General features: G+C 48.5%; 13 protein-coding genes. 3 read left to right on the forward strand and 10 right to left on the reverse strand.

Going from position 1 to position 20644, the window contains the following annotated elements; genetic code table 11:
• Positions 1-42: 42 nt before the first annotated feature.
• The 5 genes from FJQ58_RS11770 to FJQ58_RS11790 all read right to left on the reverse strand — a co-directional run bounded on the left by FJQ58_RS11770 (position 43) and on the right by FJQ58_RS11790 (position 6035).
• Positions 43-1095: an NAD(P)-dependent alcohol dehydrogenase gene (locus tag FJQ58_RS11770; protein ID WP_139993526.1), complete on the reverse strand. Its 1053-nt coding sequence runs from the start codon at positions 1093-1095 to the stop codon at positions 43-45.
• Positions 1096-1102: 7 nt separating this feature from the next.
• Positions 1103-2704, reverse strand: coding sequence for a glycoside hydrolase family 43 protein (locus tag FJQ58_RS11775; protein ID WP_139993528.1), 1602 nt, complete (start codon positions 2702-2704; stop codon positions 1103-1105).
• Between the two features lie 153 nt (positions 2705-2857).
• Positions 2858-4132, reverse strand: a complete 1275-nt coding sequence (locus FJQ58_RS11780; RefSeq protein ID WP_139993530.1) for an ABC transporter substrate-binding protein — start codon at positions 4130-4132, stop codon at positions 2858-2860.
• A gap of 139 nt (positions 4133-4271) precedes the next feature.
• On the reverse strand, positions 4272-5135 hold the full coding sequence (locus FJQ58_RS11785; protein ID WP_139993532.1) for a carbohydrate ABC transporter permease: 864 nt from the start codon (positions 5133-5135) through the stop codon (positions 4272-4274).
• 12 nt (positions 5136-5147) lie between these two features.
• A complete protein-coding gene (locus FJQ58_RS11790; RefSeq protein WP_139993534.1) occupies positions 5148-6035 on the reverse strand; it encodes a carbohydrate ABC transporter permease in 888 nt (295 codons plus the stop codon).
• 397 nt (positions 6036-6432) lie between these two features.
• Here FJQ58_RS11790 and FJQ58_RS11795 point away from each other — a divergent pair, with 397 nt between their 5' ends.
• Positions 6433-7290: an SDR family oxidoreductase gene (locus tag FJQ58_RS11795; RefSeq protein ID WP_139993536.1), complete on the forward strand. Its 858-nt coding sequence runs from the start codon at positions 6433-6435 to the stop codon at positions 7288-7290.
• Positions 7291-7411: 121 nt separating this feature from the next.
• Here FJQ58_RS11795 and FJQ58_RS11800 read toward each other — a convergent pair whose 3' ends face one another.
• From FJQ58_RS11800 to FJQ58_RS11815, 4 genes are all read right to left on the reverse strand, one after another.
• On the reverse strand, positions 7412-12004 hold the full coding sequence (locus FJQ58_RS11800) for a X2-like carbohydrate binding domain-containing protein (RefSeq protein WP_162341451.1): 4593 nt from the start codon (positions 12002-12004) through the stop codon (positions 7412-7414).
• Between the two features lie 115 nt (positions 12005-12119).
• A complete protein-coding gene (locus FJQ58_RS11805; protein WP_202915252.1) occupies positions 12120-12953 on the reverse strand; it encodes a carbohydrate ABC transporter permease in 834 nt (277 codons plus the stop codon).
• On the reverse strand, positions 12950-13822 hold the full coding sequence (locus FJQ58_RS11810) for a carbohydrate ABC transporter permease (RefSeq protein WP_139993540.1): 873 nt from the start codon (positions 13820-13822) through the stop codon (positions 12950-12952). The genes FJQ58_RS11805 and FJQ58_RS11810 overlap by 4 nt, the downstream gene beginning before the upstream one ends.
• Before the next feature lie 72 nt (positions 13823-13894).
• Positions 13895-15223, reverse strand: coding sequence for an ABC transporter substrate-binding protein (locus FJQ58_RS11815; protein WP_139993542.1), 1329 nt, complete (start codon positions 15221-15223; stop codon positions 13895-13897).
• Positions 15224-15645: 422 nt separating this feature from the next.
• On the opposite strand from FJQ58_RS11815, the gene FJQ58_RS11820 reads away from it, so the two are divergent.
• Positions 15646-17388, forward strand: a complete 1743-nt coding sequence (locus tag FJQ58_RS11820; RefSeq protein WP_162341453.1) for a sensor histidine kinase — start codon at positions 15646-15648, stop codon at positions 17386-17388.
• Positions 17389-17413: 25 nt separating this feature from the next.
• Complete coding sequence (locus FJQ58_RS11825; RefSeq protein WP_139993546.1) at positions 17414-18664, forward strand: response regulator transcription factor; 1251 nt, start codon at positions 17414-17416, stop codon at positions 18662-18664.
• A gap of 357 nt (positions 18665-19021) precedes the next feature.
• Here FJQ58_RS11825 and FJQ58_RS11830 read toward each other — a convergent pair whose 3' ends face one another.
• Positions 19022-20635, reverse strand: a complete 1614-nt coding sequence (locus FJQ58_RS11830) for a response regulator transcription factor (RefSeq protein WP_162341455.1) — start codon at positions 20633-20635, stop codon at positions 19022-19024.
• Between the last annotated feature and the right edge of the window lie 9 nt (positions 20636-20644).

Genomic DNA, 20644 nt, shown 5'->3' on the forward strand with positions numbered 1-20644 from the left:
ATCCTCTCTTGCACGAGTGGATAGGTTTTGTGCGCATACGGTTTATTTATTTGGATAAATCATAATTTTTATACTGGTGTCCTTCTGTGTGCGGGCCATCTCCACCGCCGCCTTCGTATCCTGCAGCGAATATTTATGCGTAATGACCTTCTCAATGTCTACGCTGGACTGGCTAAGTGCCTGAATGGCACCCGGGTAGGTATTCGCATAGCGGAACAATCCGAGCACGTCCACCTCGGCATCGATAATCGCGTTCACATCAACCGAAATTTCGGAAGCAGCCGGCATCCCGACAAGCACGATGCGTCCGCCGCGCTTAACGGTACGGATCGTATCCGCGATCGCTCGTCCGTTTCCTGATGTCTCGACAATAACGGTAACGCCTTTGCCACCAGTTAATTCGGCAATGCGAGCTTGCACGTCTTCCTTCATCGGATCGATAACTGCCGTAACGCCCATTTCCTTCGCCAGCTCCTGCCGGAACGGCACAACGTCGGTCGCATAAATTTCACTGACGCCGTACACTTTAGCCGCTTGAATCGCGAGCAGGCCGATCGGGCCAAGCCCCGTAACCAGCAGGCGGTCTGCCGGAGTAACTCTCGCGCGGTTCATCGCGTGCAAGCCTACGGACAAAGGCTCCAGAAGAGCCCCTTGCTCAAAGCTGATCTCATCCGGCAGCTTGAACAGGAAGTCGCTGCGCACAGCTACATATTCAGCCCATGCGCCGTCAACCGGCGGCGTTGCCATAAACACAACATCCGGACACAAATTGTAACGTCCCGATTTGCAATATTCACAGCGTCCGCACGCTACGCCCGGCTCCACGGCTACGCGGTCACCTACTGCCACATTGGCTACGCCCTTGCCGACAGCAACCACCTCGCCAGCCAGCTCATGGCCGAGAATAATCGGCTTCTCCACCACATAGCGGCCGATTCTTCCGTGCTCATAGTAATGAACGTCCGAGCCGCATACGCCAATACAGTAAACTTTAACAAGCGCTTCATCGTCCTTCGGTGTCGGAACCGGTACTTTCTTAATCTCTATATCCAGCGGTTTATTCATAACGGCTGCATCCATCATATTCATGCTCATTATCATCTCACCCTTCGGAATACTTGAAATAATCAAAGTCCGCATACTTAGCCTGTCCGCTTAAGTCCTGCACGCAAATGCCGATAAACGCTCCGGTGAAGCCTTGATCCAGCGCAAAACCATCCTTTACCAACTCCGCGTTCTCATCCGATATTTTGCTGGCATCCAGAACCGGGCCAATCGGCTGCCAAGCCGCCCCATTCAGCGAATAATAAAATTGCAGCGCTTCATGGCGGATTTCCGCCTTCAGATAGCAGCGCTCTGCCCCGTCAATCGTTACGGGCTGCCCAAGCGGCTCATCATATACGCCGCGGTCGCTAGACATCAAACCTAGGCATTTGCCCAGCTTCTCGTCGCGACTGATCCATAAATAATAATAGTTCTTTGTATTGTAATAGTAAATAAGCCCAGCTAGCTGCTGATAGGTATCCGGCTCAAATTCAACCACGGTTTCCGCATCCACCGTGAACGATTGCTGGCGGCGCGCGATCATGCTCTGCCGGTGGGTGGAATAGAGGGACTCTCTTCCTTTAAGCCGCATATGGCCGGGACGTTCCTTCCAAGTTGCCCATTGCTCTCCGAGCGGCTCGCGCAGCGTATGCAAATGAATGCTGATCGTTTCCCCGTCAAAATGCTCGATCTCCGGCTCCGCCTCAAATCGATGCTCCGGCAGCCCAGGACCTTTCACTTGAACCTGTGGCGAGTGCCCCCCATGGCTAAGCCGCAGCCAGCCTTCCTTTGTCCATTCCACTGGTTGAATGGCCGTTTCCCGGCCCAGCGTGCAGCTTCCCAGCGTACTCAGCGGCCGCGCGCACAAGTGGACAATGTAATGCTGTCCATCCTGTGTCTCTACGAGGCTGGCATGCCCCGCCTTCTGCAGCTCCAGCTCAGGGCGGTCCGCCGCTGTAACGAGCGGGCCTGCCGGATCGGCTTCGTATGTGCCAAGCAGCGTCCGCGAGCGTGCCACGGTGGCCGCATGTCCATAGCGCGTGCCGCCTTCGGCCGTGATCATATAATAATAATCGCCATGACGGTAAATATGAGGCCCTTCGGTCAAGCCAAGGGACGTGCCGCCGAATAGCGTATGAATCGGACCCGTCAGCGCCTTCTGCTCCTCGGAATACTGCTGAATGACGATGCCCCCGAACGGATTTTTGCCTTTCCGATGATCCCAAGTCAGATTAGTCACCCACTTGGTACCATCCTCGTCATGGAATAAGGAAGGATCGAAGCCGCTGCTGTTCAAATAAATCGGTTCCGACCAAGGCCCCAGTATATCAGTAGCCGTGACCATATAGTTATGGGTGTCCTTAAAGGGACCCATGTGGCTCTTCACATCCGTAAAGATGAGATAAAACGTCCCGTTGTCGTAGCTCAGGCACGGTGCCCATACTCCACCCGAGTCGGGATTCCCGATCATATCCAGCTGGCTGGCCCGAGCCAGCGGATGCGCGAGCACCCGCCAATTCACTAAATCGCGGGAATGGTGAATCTGGACGCCGGGAAACCATTCAAAGGTCGAGGTTGCAATATAATAATCGTCGCCGACACGTATTATCGAAGGATCAGGGTTGAAGCCCCGTAATATCGGATTGTTAATTACGTTAATCGTGAACGCCTCCTATTCCGCTGCGCGAGGAAATCATTCTTACGGCCGCAAAAGTGAACACTGCGTTCCTCCAGAACGATCTTCTCGCTTCGCTGAAACTTTATTTTCAAGTGCATTTCATTTAGTTGTTGCTCCTAATTAACTGCCGCCAGCTTACTTCACTTTCGCTAGCTCATCTTTGACGCTGATCTTGTTTTGGCCAACAATCGCGCCAACCGAATTCAGGAACTGCTCCGCACGCTTGGCGTCAAGCGCCTGGTCGTAGTAGCTGAAGAAGCCTTCCAGACTGCTGCTGATTGAGCTGCCGTAAGCATACGAGAGCGGATTCATCTTCGACTGGTCCAGTCCAGGCGTTTTCATCGGGCTGATGTTCGCGCCTTCGTTAATTTCTTTCCGCTGCACGGAATCGGTAAGGAAACGAATCGCTTCATAGGCAGCCTCATGATTCGTCTTCGAAGAAATCGCCATGCCTGCGCCAAAGCCGCCTTGGTAAATGTTGATGCCGCCTTGGCCGCCATCTACTGCCGGGAACGGAACAAAGCCTACTTTATCGGCAAAATCATCGTCCAGGAAGGAGTTCATTGCCCATTCGCCTTGAAGATACATAGCCGCTTTGCCGCTCGTAAACAGCGATTCCGCCGCCGCATAATCCAGACCCAAGAAGCCGTTAATGAAGCCCTTGTGATCTACCGCAAGCTCTCTCAACATATCGCCCGCTTTTACGAACGTGTCCTGAGTGAAATCCGCTTCGCCTTTTTGGGCACTCTCGAACGGCTCCATGCCGCCGATCCGCTGTGCCAGATAAGAGAACCAGTGCAGAACCGGCCAGCGGTCTTTGCCTGCGACCGTAATCGGAACGATATTTTTGGCATTAAGCTGATCCACCAACGTAAGCAGCTCCGCGTAAGTTGTCGGAGGAGTCAGGCCGTTTTCCTCAAAAATCTGCTTGTTGTACCAAAGGGATACTCCGCTAAACAGAACCGGAATGCCGTAGTTTTTGCCGTCATAAGAGAACGTTTCCAAACCGCCGTTAAGCACATCGTTTGTGAAGGCTTCATCTTTGCCGAGCTGCTCTGTGATATCGCCCAGCATGCTGTTGGATACCAGCGTATCGAAGGTTTCACCGCTCCAATACGTAATAATATCCGGCACCTGATTGCCTGTAATCGCCACTTTCATTTTCGTTTTCAACGCCTCGTCCTCAAAGAACTCGGCCGTAAGCTGAATATTCGGATGCTCGTCATTAAACTGCTTAATCGACTTTTCGATAATCGCCTTGTTTCTCGTCTCCATGCTCCACATGGTCAACTTGGTCACATCGCCTGCAGCTTCTCCGTTCTTGCCGCCCTCTGCTTTATTTCCAGCGCTAGAGCAGCCCGCCACTACTACGATCATCATCGCTAATAGTAAGATAAGAGCTTTTTTCATATTGATTTCCTCCTAGTATAGTGAGTGTCGAATGCCGCATGCTCAATCAAACAGTCTACCTGCATGATGGAACAGGCGGTTTATTCCGTTTTCTCTTTTTCCTTCAAAGCCTGCATTCCCCTTTTTCCATGCCAGCCCATTAACCCTTCACCGCTCCGGCTACCACCCCCTTTTGTATATACTTTTGCAGAAACATATACAAAATAATAATAGGAGCGGTCGTAATGACGAGTGCCGCGCTAATGAGTGAATAATCCGCGCTAAAGTTTCCTTTAAACATCATAAGGCCAAGCGGCAAGGTTTTGAGCGATTCTTTGGATACCATGACCAGCGGAAAGACGAAATCATTCATAATATTGAAGAAAGAAAGAATCGTAATCGTCGCGAGCACAGGCTTCGCAATCGGAAAATATACCTTAAAGAAGGTTTGATAAATCGAGCAGCCGTCAATCATCGCCGCTTCCTCCAGCTCCTTAGGCACGCCTTGGAAGAACCCGTGGGCTATAAAGACTGCCACCGGGAGATTGAAAGCGACATAAGGGAAAAATAATGCCCAAAACGTATCGTATACGCCAAGCTTGTTCGCCATTGTAAACAGCGGAATCAACGTGCTGTGGATCGGAATCAGCATGCCGAGAAAAAACGCCCCCAACAGCAGCTTCGAGCCTTTAAAAGGACGAATCGATAAGTAAAATCCGATTAGCGTTGCTACAACCAGCAGTCCGACAACGGAGAAAAAAGTAATGTACAAGCTGTTGAACAAGTAGCCGTTGATTCCTTGGTTCCATGCCTGTACATAATTATCGAAATGCCAGGACTTTGGCAGTCCCCAAGGATTGGCGAAGTATTCCTTATTGGTCTTAAATGAGGAAATGACCATCCATACGAACGGATATCCTGTAAATACGAGATGGACCAGAAGCAGTACGTATAGCAGCAATCGGGATAAGCCCTTGCCGCGTGTTCCTGCCGGCTGCATCGTTTGAGACGCGCTCATCTTCATCTCTCCCTTCTCCTATTGGAATCTGGCGCCTGTGCGGCCCAGAACCTTTGAAATAATTAATGCCAGGCAAAGCCCAAACAGCAGGAGGAAGGTCGAGATGGTGCTTCCGTAACCAAAATCCATCATCCGAAAGGCATTTTTCATCATATAGCTTGCTAGCACTTCACTGCTATTATTCGGACCGCCGCCGGTCATAATATAAATCAAATCAAAATATTTCAAAGAATTGATCACGCAGTTCAGCACCGTGAACGTAATGGTCGGCCAGATCAGAGGGATCTGGATACTGAATATGATTTTCCACTCTCCTGCACCCTCTACCCGCGCAGCCTCCAGCACCTCGTCTGAAATTCCCTGAAGCGCACCGAAGTAAACGATAATGTAAAAGCCAATAAACTGCCATGCCACAACGGCGATAACCGAACCGAGCGCCGTCGCTTCATCCCCGAGCCACGCATGCGCCCACTGATCCAGTCCAAGCTGCACCAGCAAATTATTCAATAGCCCGAAATTCGGATCGTAGATTTGCCCCCACAAGATGCCGAGTACCGCTGTAGACAGCATTACCGGCGTGAAATAAATCGTTTTCATAAAATTGGAGCCTCTGAGCTTATAACCAAGCACAATCGCTAGAAACAATCCGACCGGCAGCTGAATGAAAAGCGCTCCCAATGTTAAATACACTGAATTTTTCAATGCGATCCATAGAATCGGATCATGAAACAGCTGATTGAAATTGCCAAATCCGTTGAAAACCTTTGCCGATACTCCGTCCCATTGGAAGAAGCTATAATAAATACTCATACTGATCGGCACAATAATGACCGCCAAAAAAATCAACAGCGCAGGTCCCATAAAAAACAGCCTGCTTCCCAAGCGACTGGCGCCTGTCTCGTTCATCCGTAACACCCTCTCCGGCTTCATGCGCATGATGTCTAACTTCTTTGTATCCGTTTTCATCATTCTATCAAGCTAACAAATCATTGTAATGATACGTTGATTAGGTAAAATAGCACTTTCATTGGTTCATCCGACAGCATACTGGAAAGAATATAAACAACCGCATTCTTCCGAATGCAGCATTTGATATGATAAGTCAAGCTTCTTTCAAGTAGGATGAGCAGCTATTCTTACAGCACGGGTTGACAACACGCCAACATGTAACTATTATAGTTACAAGAGGAATGCGAACAATGAAGCCATTCCTAAGGGACTATGCTTCGCTTCCCATAAGAATTTCAAGCTACGCTGTGAATACCTTTTTTTCATAAACATATACCCAATGGAGGAATGAAAAATGACGATATTAGTAACTGGAGCAACGGGACAGTTTGGATCTATTGTAATCGATACTTTGTTAAAGACCGTACCTGCGGAGAAGCTGGCCGTAAGCGTGCGTACGCCAGAGAAGGCAGCCCATTTGCAAGCGAAAGGCGTTGATGTGCGCCACGGCGACTTCGATCAGCCGGAAACTTTGGATCAAGCCTTTGCAGGCGTAGACCGCCTGCTAATTGTTTCCGCTGACGGAGATAATGCCACTCGCATTCGTCAGCATCAAGCTGCTGTCGATGCAGCCAAGAAAGCAGGCGTTGGCTTTATTGCTTACACAAGCGTAGCCAAAGCAGATGAAAGTACCCTCTCTCTTGCCGAAGTGCACCGCGCGACAGAGGAAGCGATTCGCGCAACGGGAATTCCTTATTCGTTCCTGCGGAACAACTGGTACGCCGAGAACGAAGCAGGCAGCGTGCAAGGTGCCATCCATGGCGCGCCTTGGCTGAATGCTGCCGGTAGCGCACGCGCAGGCTGGGCATTGCGCAGCGACTACGCCGAAGCGGCTGCCGTTGTTCTCGCTGGGGAAGGACATGACAATACGATCTACGAGCTGTCCGGCAAGCCTCTTACGCAAGCGGAGCTAGCCGCGATTACGGGCGAGGTGCTCGGCAAAGCAATTAACGTCATAGAGGTAGACGACGCGGCCTTTGGCCAAGCTTTGCGCGATGCGGGATTGCCGGACTTTGTCGTTGCGATGTTTGTAGATATGCAAGGTCCAATTCGTGCAGGCTCACTTGATGTAGAAAGTGCTGATCTGGAGACGCTATTGGGTCGCCCCGCTACTCCTTTGAACGTATTTGTGTCAGCTTTAGCTGCGCGTTAATTTAAAGGTGAAACGGTAAATAAGATATAGGCCGTACCCGTTTCGAAAATGCCAAATGACCGCTCCCGGTAATTGCCCAGGAGCGGTCGTTTTGTACTCTTTTACAAAAACGTTGATGTAATTACTTGTTAGCTTGCAGCAAATTTAAAATAATGGTGATTGCCTCGGCTCTTGTTGCCTGTGCGTTGGGTGCGAACAGGTTGCCTGTTCTCCCCTTCAAAATTCCCGCTTCTTTCACGGCATTTACCGCACTTTTCGCCCAGACAGGGATGCTGCTATCGTCTGCAAAGCTCGTCGCCTTCGCTTCGGCAAGCTCCACTCCGCCGGCTCTTGCAATCATAACGGCAAGCTCCGCACGAGTTACATTCGCAGACGGACGGAAGCTCCCGTCATTATAGCCAGTAATGATGCCTGCTTGCAGCGCTTGCGCGATTGCGTCCTGTGACCACGCGCCAATCTTCTCGCCATCCACAAAGCTCAGCTCCGCTTTGCTGCCAGCTAGCTTCAGTCCGTTCATGAGCATAACGACAAACTCTGCTCGCGTCACCGTTGCATTCGGCTTAAACGTGCCATCCGTATAGCCTTTGACGATGCCTTGCTTCACAGCTTCCTCGATGCTGGCTTGCGCCCAGTGGCCTTTAACATCCGTAAATTTAGAAGCTTCCGACCCTTGGTCTACTCCCGTTCCGCCATCCGAAGGATTTCCGCCGTTATTGCCTCCATTGTTGCCGCCATTATTGCCACCGTTGTTGCCTCCATTATTCCCGCCTTCGCTCGTGTTGACCACTTGCAAAGAGAGATTGGCAGCTTGTCCTGCGCTAAACGTAAAGGTAAGGTTCGCCGTGCCTACCTCAAGAGCAGACAAATACGATTTCAGCAGCGTCACTTTGCCGTTGCTCCACGTGTAATCCACACCTGGCGTCAGCTGCGCTTCTCCATTTTTCACGCCAATCAACGTATTTCCGTTTAAGACTACATCGATCACTGCGTCCAGCTGCTGCAAAGGATTTTTGTCAAACACGACCGATGTTGGGCTTACAGCGGAATCAGCTGCCACCGCCTCTTTAAAAGTAAACACGTTCAAATCGTATATGCTGGCCCCGTTTCCACTCGAATCCGTTACGTTCAAACGAATATACCTCGCTGAAACTGCTGCCGCCTTGCGATCCTCATTGATCTGCTGCGTAGTGGCTGTGCCAGTCTTGTCCGCGTATGTCGTCCAGCTAGTTCCGTCTGTCGAGGTTTCAAGCTTGTATTTGTAGCCCGCTTCCAGCTCGAATTTGGTTCTCACGCCTGTGATGTCGTATTCCTTGCCAAGATCGACCTTCAGCCACTGAGGTACGGTTAACCCTTCCTGCTGGGCCCACCTTGTATCTGGACTGCCGTCTACGGCAAATAACGGGTTTTTGCTTTGGGACGATGCGACTACCGCTTTGCTCAAAGCAATATCGATTTCAGCGCCGCTAATATCTGTCACGCTAACCTCTACCTGCTTATTGTCACCTGAGCTAAATTCAAAGGTCAGGCTGTTTTTCCCTTCACCAAGCGCTGCAAGGTAGGATCGATGAATAACGACCTCATTTCCTGAAACGCTATAGTCCGTATCGGGGATCAGGTAAAGCGATCTATTTTTGATGCCGGTTAATGTATTGCCTTGAAGCTCCATACCCACATTGAGATCGGTTTGGTTATTTGGGTTTTTGTTAAAAACAGCCGTTGCCTGATCCAGCGTTGAATCTGGGCCTGTCTTAGTGCCAAATACGCTGAACTCATAGATGCTCGGTCCCAGGCTGTACAACGCCTTAATTCTCATATACCTTGCGGATATTTCATTTTCATTGTTATCCTGGTACGTTTGCTGCGTCGTCTCGCTTCCTGTTCGGTCAGCATAGGTGCTCCAGTTCTGCCCATCCATTGAATATTCGATCTTATATTTGTACCCGCTTGCCAGTTCGAACATTGTCGTAACGGATTTCACGGTATAAACGCCTTGTAAATCCACCATCAGCCAGCCTTCGGTATTCCAAACGCCTTCCTGCTGCGCCCATCTTGTATTCGGATTGCCATCCACGGCATTGGCTGGCTCCATGCTTTGCGAGGAAGCCGTAATCGGTTTGTTAAGCGCCACATTGACGGAGCCGTCATCCTCGATCACATTGACCTTCAGAACAGGGTCCATTCCTGTTGCAAAATCGAAGGTCAGATGATTTTCTCCGTTTGGCAGTGATTGGAGATAGGATTTATGAAGCAATACCTGATCCCAAAACAAAGTATAATCTTGGCCAGGCACTAGTGCAGCCGCCCCGTTTTGGATTCCATCCAGATTGCCGCCGTTCAATACCATTTTGACCTGAATGTCTGATTGTCTGATCGGATTTTTGTCGAAAGTGGCCTCGCTCCGTTGAATCAAGGAATTCGCTTCGGGAGCCGTGCCGCCTTCTCCAGGGTGCACGCTGAATTCGTAGATGCTTCCGCCCCAATCATGGGTCATCGTAATCCTCATATAACGTGCCATAACAGCATTTATATCCTGATTCGTTTGCTGCGTGGTAGCAGCGGCTGTCTTGTCGGCAAACAGCTCCCAGCTATCCCCGTCCTCCGAGTATTCAATTTTATATTTGTAGCCGGAGTTCAGCTCAAACATCGTACTCGTAGAAGCGATGGAATAGACGCCGCCCAAATCTACCGTAAGCCACTGAGCGTCGCTTCTGCCTTCTTCCTGTGCCCACCTCGTCGTCGTATCGCCATCAACCGCGAATGCCGGGTCTTTGCTTTGCGAGAATGCCGTTATCGGTTTCTTCAAAGCGAGATTTATCGGCTCTTTCGGTGCCGGAAGCGGCGCTTTCCCCGGACCTGCGGCGGCGATGATATCCAGTGCCTCCTGCGGCCAGTTATTGCCTGATACACTCCAATTTCCATAAGCCGTGCTTGAAGGGTTTACGCCGCCAAAATCAACATTATAATAGTTGTACCTAATAATATTGTCATGAGCTGAGCCCGAGAAGCCATGCTCCGTATTATCGATCACGTTTCGCTCAACCATCCGGTAGCTCGTTTGCCCATCCAAATAAACGCCCATGATATGGTTCCAGGCGGCGTATTCGCCTTTTCGCATATTTTTAATATAGTTGTAGTAGATATTCGATTTTCCGTCCATGCGGCCTAAGGTGTAAATGCCGCCGCCGTCCTGAATAAGCCTGACGGAGTCATGAATGTAATTGTTATGCACCTGATTATTTGTCATGCCATGATCCGTATCCGCCCAGTTCCAACCGATACTGATGCCGGAATACGGCAGGTTGCTAATTTCGTTGTTGGCAATCGTCATGTTTTGGGGCAGCATCGCTCCAATGCCGACCATATCACCATAATCCAGACCGACATGGTCAATGGTATTATGGGAGATCGTATCGTATTGGCTTTGGCCATCAGGCAGCGTATACGCCTTGTCCTGTCCTTCGTTGTCATCCCATAAATCGCCAACAATGCCCATTGCCACGCCGCCACCGGCGTTGTCGGTAAATTTGTTCCAGGTTATGGTGGTGTGGTCCGTCCCCTCATAGCCCATAATGCCCCAGCTTCCCGCGTTCTGAAAACGATTTTCAGAGATCGTAATATTGCTCGTGTATTTTAACTCAAGCATCGCTCTGGATGCGGTATAACGTGCCGTATTTCTAATTTCCGTATTGTTGCCGCCAGTCACGGACTGGTACCTGAAACCGGCCTGCACATCCACATAGCCATAGCTCGACGGCGCCAGCCAGTTGCTATGCATCATTTGAATGCCTGATAATTCAATGTTCTGAACCTTGCTGCCTGGCGTTCCTTCCAATTTCACAACCGTCTCCAGCTTTGGCGCGATCATCCGCGTGGCGTTCATCGTTTCGCTGCTTCTCGGCTTGTAATATACCGTTTGCTCCGCAGTATCCAGATACCACTCGCCTTCTGCATCAAGCAAGGATAAAGCGTTTTCAAAGAAGTATGGCGAATTTCCTTGGCTATGATGATTATAGGAAAAGCCGCTCTCAGGGAATTTAAAATCGACTTGGCCCGTTGCTGCATTAATGCTGTCAACACGGCCGCGCACTTGGCTCCAGCTTTGCACGATGACCATTTCAGCGGAGGTGCCGCTTAATTGGCTGGCCCATGAGCGGACATCCTCATCGACCACATAAGGATATTCACCGTTCTTTGCCCGATAGTAGGGGCCTTTAACCACATCATCCGTCATATTGGGCTGACGGGCACGAATACCCCGGTTCTCGCCGACATACAGCTGTCTGAAATTCCAGTCCACACCTGTCTTCTTATAAATGTTTTTATCAGCGTCATATAGCTCCCAGCCTGCAGTAATGTCTACGCCGCCGCTAATCACCGGATTCGCTCCCGTATCAGCCGTGTAGATAACCTTGTAGCCATTATTTCCAGAGTCCAGGCTGTCAAAGGCCAGCGTCTCCGCTAACGGATATTCGCCATCCTGCAAATAGACATAGATATCGTTTGTCATGGTGCTGTTTATTTCGCGTACGGCCTGTCTAGCTTTTTCTATCGTTCGGAAAGGGGACTCCGAAGCTCCGCTGTTGTTGTCATCCCCAAGAGGTGATACATAAAAGCTTTGCTGCGCAGCAGCTTGAACCGGTGTAACGGTACCTGCAAGAGATAAGCTTGTGAACACCATGTATATGGCGATGAGTAAAGCAAGCTTTCTTTTCATCAATAAACCTCCTACGATTGTGTTTTTATTTACTTTACATATCATCCAGTACGGTCTTACCTCATCCGCACTGGATCATAAGTTCAGTCAAGGTTTGTACTTCGTTTGGAACAGGCTAGCCCTTGAGCGAGCCTTCCGTCAATCCGGCAATAAACTGCCGCTGCATAAACAGATAGAGGAGAAAGATCGGAGCCGACGCGAGTACGACCAGCGCAAAAACATCCTCCCAGTTCGTGCTGTACTGCCCTACGGCTTGAAAAATTCCCGTCGTTACGGTATAGCTTTTGGTAGAGCCCAAAATAATGACCGGATTAATGAAGTCATTCCAAATCCATAGGCATAAGAAGATGACCGCGGAAGCCGTAGCAGGGCGCAGCAGCGGGAATAATATTTTCCAAAAAATCGTAAATTGGCTCGCTCCATCGATCTTTGCCGACTCATCCAGCTCTTTCGACAGCGTGCGAATGAAGCCTACGAATATAAATACCGTGAACGGTACATAAAATCCGATATTGTACAGGATGAGCCCCTGCGGCGTAAACATCAGCCCAAGCTTGGCCAGTACCTTAACCAGCGGAATCAAAATGACCTGCGGCGGTATCATGAGCCCTGACAGCAGCAATAAATAGCACACTGACAGGAAGCGGTTGCTCACGCGGGCAAACACAAAAGACATCATCGAGCACAGCACAATTAACAGCACAACCGAGACCGAGGTTATCAAAATTGATGTTCCATAGGCTTTGAAAATATTAAAGGACGGCGTCACGGCCGATCTGATGAAATTGTCCAGCGTCAGGTTAAGGAAAGGCAATGAAAAGGGATTGTCCAATATGTCTGCCCTTGTCTTAAATGCATTAACAATTGCGATATAGAACGGAACAAGCAATAAAAGAGACAAAGGCATGAGGAATAGATGCCTTGCATACGGAGCGAGATTTCTCCTCACAGCAGCCTCTCCTCTCTTCTTCGTAAATAGACGGTCAAGGAAACCGATAATAGACTTACGATAATCAGCATATAAACAGCTAGGCTTGCCGAGTAGCTAAGCCGATTTGCGCTAAACCCTACCTTGACCACTTGATAAGCGATGGTTTCCGTCGCGCCGGCCGGCCCGCCAGAGGTAAGAATAGCTACGCGGTCGTATTCCCGCATTGAGCCTGTAAACATAAAGATGATGCTCATCGTAAAAGCGGGCGCCAACATCGGAAACGTAATATGCCGAAACTGCTGCCATCGGTTAGCCCCGTCTATTTTGACCGCTTCATACAAGCTGCCTGGAATGGATTGAAGTCCCGCCAAATAGATGACGATGATAAAACCGGTAGATTGCCAGATGGCAAGGAAGGTGATCGTCCATACGGCCAGGTCCGGGTTTCCGAAAAACTCGATTCGCTCCGCTCCAAGCTTCTCCAGCAAATTATTAAGCAATCCGTTGTAGCTCAGAATGCTCTTCCATATAAAGCCGATCGAGACCGTGCTTAGCAGCAGCGGGAAGAAAAATACGGATCTATAAAAATTCGTCATCCGCCCTTTATGGTTCAAGAGGACCGCAAAGGCAATGCCAAGTATATTCACAGCCAGCGTCGACACTACCGTAATAAACAAGGTAACCTGCAACGCCCGTGCAAAAGCTTTGTCATGAAAGGCTTCCACGTAATTGCTCAATCCGGCAAATGAATAGGAAGGGCTTAGGCCATCCCAATTGTAAAAGGAATAATAGACTAGCAAGAAGATGGGAATCAGCAGAAAACAGAAGTAAATGATAATCCCTGGGGAAAACATTAATGCAAAAGACCATCGATCATTTTTTAGCAAATCGGATCACCGCCTTTCATGATGCCATTGGGAAAGGGGCGAGACCTGTGGCTCGCCCCTTCTGCCGCAGCTTTATTTGTTGTTCTTGTCCCAATATTCGTCTAGTGATTGCAAACCTTTCTCTACATCTACGTCACCGAGCATAATGTTTTGGGCCACTTTGTTGTATTGATCCTGAATGCCTGCAACGGGCACTCTGCCGACTTTATTGTTCAAATGCCCAACCATCGGAGGGTTATTCAGCAGCAGATCGTAAATTTCCGATTGCAACGGCGACATATCCCATTTAAGAGGCTCTTTCAAGTTAGAGAACAAAGCATCCGCTTGCAGGTAGCCCTTGTGCGCTTCCGGATCAAGCATCATAAATTTAGCAAACTTCAAAGCCTCTTCCGAATGCTTCGAGTTTTTGGCTACCGCATAGCCGCCCGCATTCTCTCCGCCTAACATATATTGCGTGCCATCCTTCGTCGGTACTGCAAATACGCCTACCTCAAAGTCCTTATCGGATACAGCTTCAGCCGCGCTAAACCATGAGCCCATCGGGTACATCGCTCCCTTGCCCTTCAAAAACTCCTGCTCAACCGCTGTGTAGTCAATGCTTAGGGCACCCTTGTTGAAGTATCCCTTCTCCACAAGCTTGGCATAAAAGCTCGCCGCTTCCTTCCAGTTGTCATCGGTGAATTTCACTTTGTTGTCGAAGCGATCCGCATACCAGACCTTATTGTCCTTATACACGGTTGGCGAGGTCATGACGGAGAACGTGAACCCAGCCGTCCAGTCGCCTGCCGTCAGCAGCGGTGTAATATTTTTGGCTTTCAGCTTCTCGGCCGCTGCTTCCAGCTCTGCCCATGACTTGGGAGTGGAGGCAATGCCAGCTTCGGCAAACAGCTTTTTATTATAAAAAATAAGAGATTGCGGCTGTCTGATGGCCGAAATATTGTATAGCTTGCCGTCAATCATATCCGACTCAAAATTATTAATTTGCTGAATATCCTCGTCGATTGGAATCTCAAGCAAAGCATCCGCATCTACGAACATTTGAATGGTAGCGTTCAGAACAACGTCAGGGAAATCTCCCGATGCAAGCAAGGTTTTCAGGTAGCTGTCCGGCGACCCTTCATTCGCTGGCGGTTGAATGCGTTTTACTTTAATGCCAGGGTTAGCGCTTTCAAACCTCTTAATCAACTGATCATAATATTCTACCGTCAGGTTCGGGGTAACCCAGGATTGAAATACGATTTCAACATCCTTGGCCGGTGCTTTATCTGTTTCCTTCCCCTCGCTGCCGTTAGCCGTCTGGGTTGGCGTGGATTCATTCCCGCCGCCATTGTTATTGCCCCCGCACGCCGCCAATCCCGTAACCAGCATCATGCTCATGCCAAGTGCAAACCACTTTCTCATTGCGACCACCTCTTCATCTCGTTTAATAACCTCAAATCTATTATAGGAAGATGTCGCTTCTTGCCGCCACAGCACAAATGCTACTTTCACTAGACCAATTAAACTACTTTTGGAGACTGCAACTCCGCTTCACTGCAACTTCAATCGCATGCTGCGCACTTCTGCCGTCAAACATGGGCCGATATGGTCGCTGGGCCGTTTCAGCTAGAGTAAAAAACATAGCTTTACTGGAAAAACTGTATCTCTTCCACTCTTTTCCTCATCAAACGCATGGGCATTTTGCCCCTGTCCTTCCCTTTGCCTTGAATTGGCAGCTTGCCCCTTAACAGTTGACAGCGCTTTAATTTTGCTCATAGAATGACGTTAGATGAACGAACGGCTGTATGATCCCTATTTCTCTCAACACCAAAGGAGCCGGCTCCTTGTGGATAAAACATTTATATCGTGAATGGATTGGCAGATTTATTTTTCGGAAGCTGAATATTGGCATTGGCGCAGCCTTGCTGCTCATTTTTTTGCTGCTCGGCCTCGTCGTCTACAATAACTTCTACTCTATCCTGGAGAAAAAGGAACATGAGCTGCTGGCCTTTCGCACGGAAAAGCTAAGAATGCAATTTCTAGATATCATGGAGCGGTTTAAATATGATTCTATGAGCCTCTATCAAAACAGTAATATGCAGAGCAGCGTATATGAAATGTTCCTCCCCGAAAATATCCCTGAGGATTTGGATGACAGAAAAGCGATAACCGAACGAAATTATATTAAGAACGTGATGACGCATATGCTTTCCCGCAACCCTTATACTTCATCGGTGATCATGTATCGCCTGCAAGATGAACGGCTGTTTGTTGAATCGCAGCAGCAGCGGTATGGCGTCAATTCCGCCTTTCCTTACAAAGCATTTTTCGAATCATTTCCAAAGACGTACCAGCATCCCTATTTCGGAAGCTCGGAGCAGCTGCTAGCCCCTTCCGACCAAATGTTATATATTGTAAATCCTATCTATAGCCCAACCAGCATTCGTCCCGATCAGGTATATGGTTATCATCTCATCACTTTGAATACACAAACCATAACAAATGAGTTCGATTCCGAAAGCTCGGACTACAGACTCATCATTAAGCAGAACGGCGCCGTGCTGCTCGATAGCCGGCCGGATGAACAATCAGACTGGTCCGAATCCCAGGATTTAATCTCGCAAGTCGCCATTGATCCCTACGAAATCGAAATGATCGGCATCAGCTACAAGTCTAATTTGCAAAGCAAGCTCGCGGATATCGCCGTTCGTATCCTTATCATCCTTGGCCTAAGCTGGTTTGTCTGCATTATTATCATCCATCTGATTCAGCGGTTTATCGTGGGGCGATTTAACCAGATGAGCAAGCACTTCAAGAAAGTGCAGCGCAACCCGTTTACCCCATTAATGCCCGTAAGCGGCGAGGATGAAATCAGCGATCTGATGCTTCGTTTCAATCGCATGGCACAGGAGCTGCAAAATCATATCAGCCAGGTGTATATCGCTGAAATTCGGAAGCGCAATGCGGAATTCATTGCCTTAAAGACGCAGATTCATCCTCATTTTCTATACAATACGTTGGAGTCTCTGCGCATGCAGGCCGTTATTAGCGAGCAGCCTTTTCTGGCGGAGAAGCTCTATCACCTTGGCCGGCTGTACCGCTGGATGCTTCAGCCCACGGACGATCTGATCTCCGTGCAGGAGGAGCTGGCGCATACGACTTACTACTTAGAGCTGCTTATGCTTGGCAAGTCCAACCGGATCGAAATTCGGGTCGTCTCTGAGATTAATCTGGAGAACTGCTTTATGCTCAAGTTCACCCTGCAGCCTGTCATTGAGAACGCGATCCAGCATGGCCAGCTGGAGCAATATGACGATCCTGTTATTACCATTGCCATCAAGCGGGAAGGCGAGCTGCTCTTTATCGATATTTATAACAATGGCAAGGATATAACCGCGGAGGAGCATAACCGGCTCCAACTGCTGCTGCAAACCGAGAATACCTTCCCGGAGCAGCATTTGGGTCTTAAAAATATTCACGAGCGCATCAAGCATTATTATGGTAATGAGTACGGCTTGTCTCTGCCCGAGCGCTTGTCCGAGACACGCTCCTTTCAGCTTACTATGATATTTCCCTATAAACGTTAAGCAGCTTTCCAGAGGAGGTTATACGATGACAAGTCTATTAATTGTCGACGACGATCAATATATTAGAGAAGGCTTAAAGCGGCTCATTAATTGGAAAGCGCTTAATATTACGCGGTTAGCAGAGGCAGAGGGCGCTTACGAAGCACTGGAGCTTATGGAAGCGAATCGCTCCCATATCGTGCTGACCGACATTCGTATGCCTAAGGGAGACGGGCTGCATCTAATCGAGCAGATCAGGCTAAGAAACTGGAATACCTCCATCGTTGTGCTGAGCGGGTATAATGAATACGCTTATGTGCGGCAAGCCATGAAGCACCATGTCGAGGATTATTTGCTCAAGCCGATTGATGCCTCCGAGCTTACTGAAATTATAGCTTCTTGCACCGAGCGCTTTCAGGGGCAATATATCGCCGAGCAAATGCAGAGAGAATCGTTTCAATTGTTGAAAAACAACATCCTCCTGCGCTGGGTGCAGAACCGGATTCAATACGATCAACTGCGCGAGAAGCTGAAATTTCTGCAACTGCCGCTGCTCATGAATGAACAATATCAAATTTGCATCATTGATTGGCATGATCGTCAAGAAGGTGAGCTGGCACGAACTGAGGAGCAATATCGTTCATTCGCGATTCTCAATAGCGTCGAAGAAGTGCTCCAGGAGAGAGGGCGAGGCATTGCCTTTCTTAATGAGCATCGGCAAATTGTTGTATTATTTACGGACGAGGGCAATGACTCCGACGGCTTCCGTGCTAGCAACCAAAGCTGGATGACGGAGCTTTCCAAGCGGTATGGCGAAATTTTAAAAACACCTTGGGTCAATTATTTCGGGAAGGTCACATGCCTGCCTCGCTTGCTCCATGAATCGTATAGCGAAGCGCTTGCGCAGTGCAGTGCCAGCAAGGGAGTGCTTGAGACGGAGCGCGAGCTTGAGCTGGTCTCGCACAATCCGATCATCCGGCAGGTTGAACGCTACGTACAGGAACAATATAGCGAGGAGCTCACCCTGCAGCTGTTGTCACATCAATTTAATGTCAATAGCGTCTATCTGGGCAGATTATTCAAGAAGGAGATAGGGGAGTCCTTCAACGACTACCTTAACCGCATCCGGCTCAACCATGCCAAGAAGATGCTGGCCGTGACTGCATTAAAGGCAACCGAAATTGCTACGGCGGTCGGTTTCCTCGACCCTAATTATTTTTTCCGTAAATTCAAGCTGGTGCATGGCATCTCCCCCTCCGATTACCGGCTGTCCGTTAACAACCTGAGTGAGCAGTAATGGACTGCTGAGGCAGATGTCATTTTCACTACATGGTAAAGGCCCAATTGATAAACTCAACTGGGCCTTTACTTATATGAATGGTTTTGTTTATTCGGCGTTAGCTCCTTCTTCCCTTCATAAATCGATAATCGAAATAAATAATCAGCAGTAAAGATAACAATCTGAGACCTGTTCTTCAATAAAAAGAAAAAATTATACCCCCTTTATGCAAGATTGCTAAATAAGTCACTTCTTAAAGATAAGAACATCTATGCAGCAGAAACCGCAGAAATCGCGGTTTTTCTGCATATAATAGCATCAGATGTTCCAAGCCTCCCGGTCAAGTACCTTTATTTGCTTCCCCGCCATCCTTCCTCACAAGCTATTCTTAAATTCTTGCGGTGTCATCCCGTAATGAGATTTAAACAGCTTAATAAAATACTGCGGTTTCTGGTAGCCAACTTCATGCGCAATTTCGCTTATTTTCAGGTCCTTATGCTTCAACATTTGTACCGCTTTCTCCATTCGCAGGCGAAGCACATAGTTGGAGAAGTTCTCTCCCGTTTCCTGCTTAAATAAGTTGGATACATATACGGGGTGCAGATTGACATGATCGGCCACCGTTTGAAGGGTGATATCCTTTACGTTTTCTTGTATAAAGCGGCGAATTCGATCCATCAAGTCAAATCGAATATGATCCGAGCGGCTGTCGCTGTAAGCTTTGATTTGGATATAGCTGCTGAAAGCCCACTCTTTTAACGGCCCCACGCTCCAGCTGGCATCCACTTTCAGCATTTTCTCGATATCCCTTCCAAACACTTCAAAGATCCGTTTGCCTTTCTTGTGCAAATAATAGGAATAGGTTTGCAGCAGCGTCACATAAATTTCAACCCCGTATTCACGAACTCCGCTGCCTGCGCGTTCTAGCTCATCGAATATCCGGGTCAGCTTGCTCTCAAATGCCGTCCACTGCTCGATATCAATTAACTCCATTAACGTTTGGGAACGATAAAGCTCTGCAAGCGGCTGAATTTCGAACTCTTCTTTTATTTGCGTCACATGAAAAAAGCTTTCCGTCTGATAACCGATATAATCGGTGTAGATGGATAAAGCAGAATGGTACATCGGCAGGATGTCTTTCGGGAAGCCTCCCCAATTGCTGAGCACGATGGAAACCTTCGATTTTAAATACAGCTTGATTTGATGCTGGGAGAGCCTAGCCAAATCTTCTACCATAGCGGAATTTTCTTTGTCTGACTGCTCTATTGAACTTACTTGAACCAGAAAAATTAAATAATCATGAGAGTCCTTACAATACATCACATTAAATTTATTTGAAAAGACTTCTTCTACAATGTTAAACATCGCATATTCAATTAACGAGAGACTGTAAAGATCCGTATTCGAATAATCCTCCTCCACTCTCATCGCTAAGAGGATGGCTTCCTTTTCAACAGAAAAGGGAAGCCCATAGAGATTGATTTTATCCTTCAAGGCAGCTATGGGGTAGTTTTTGCCGGAAATCAGTTCATGCAAGAACATCTCCCTTAATTTGGGCAGGCTTTCGCGGAAACGGTAAACGAATTTTTGCTGATTCAACAGCTCATTTCCTTCTTCTGTAATCCGATTAATAATGCCTCGTAGGGTTTGCTCCAATTCCTCATTCGATACCGGCTTCAAAAGATAATCGCTTACTTGCTGTTGGATGGCTTCCTTCGCATATTGAAATTCATCAAATCCGGTTATAATCACCGCTTTTGTGTTTTTCCATTTCTCATTGATTCGGGCGATCAATTCAAGCCCAGTCATTCCGTTCATATGGATATCCGTAACCACGATATCAACGGAACGGTAATTAAGCAGCTCCAAGGCCTCCTCGCCGGAATAAGCCTTATAGACATTGGTGATCCCCATTTGCTCCCACGGAAGCCCAATCGCCAGACTGTCAACCAAGTGTGTGTGATCGTCCACGATCAATATCTCGTACATCCTTGTCCC

Origin of the sequence: Paenibacillus paridis (assembly GCF_006345825.1) — a bacterium.
In the GTDB taxonomy this organism is placed as follows: Bacteria; Bacillota; Bacilli; order Paenibacillales; family Paenibacillaceae; genus Pristimantibacillus; species Pristimantibacillus paridis.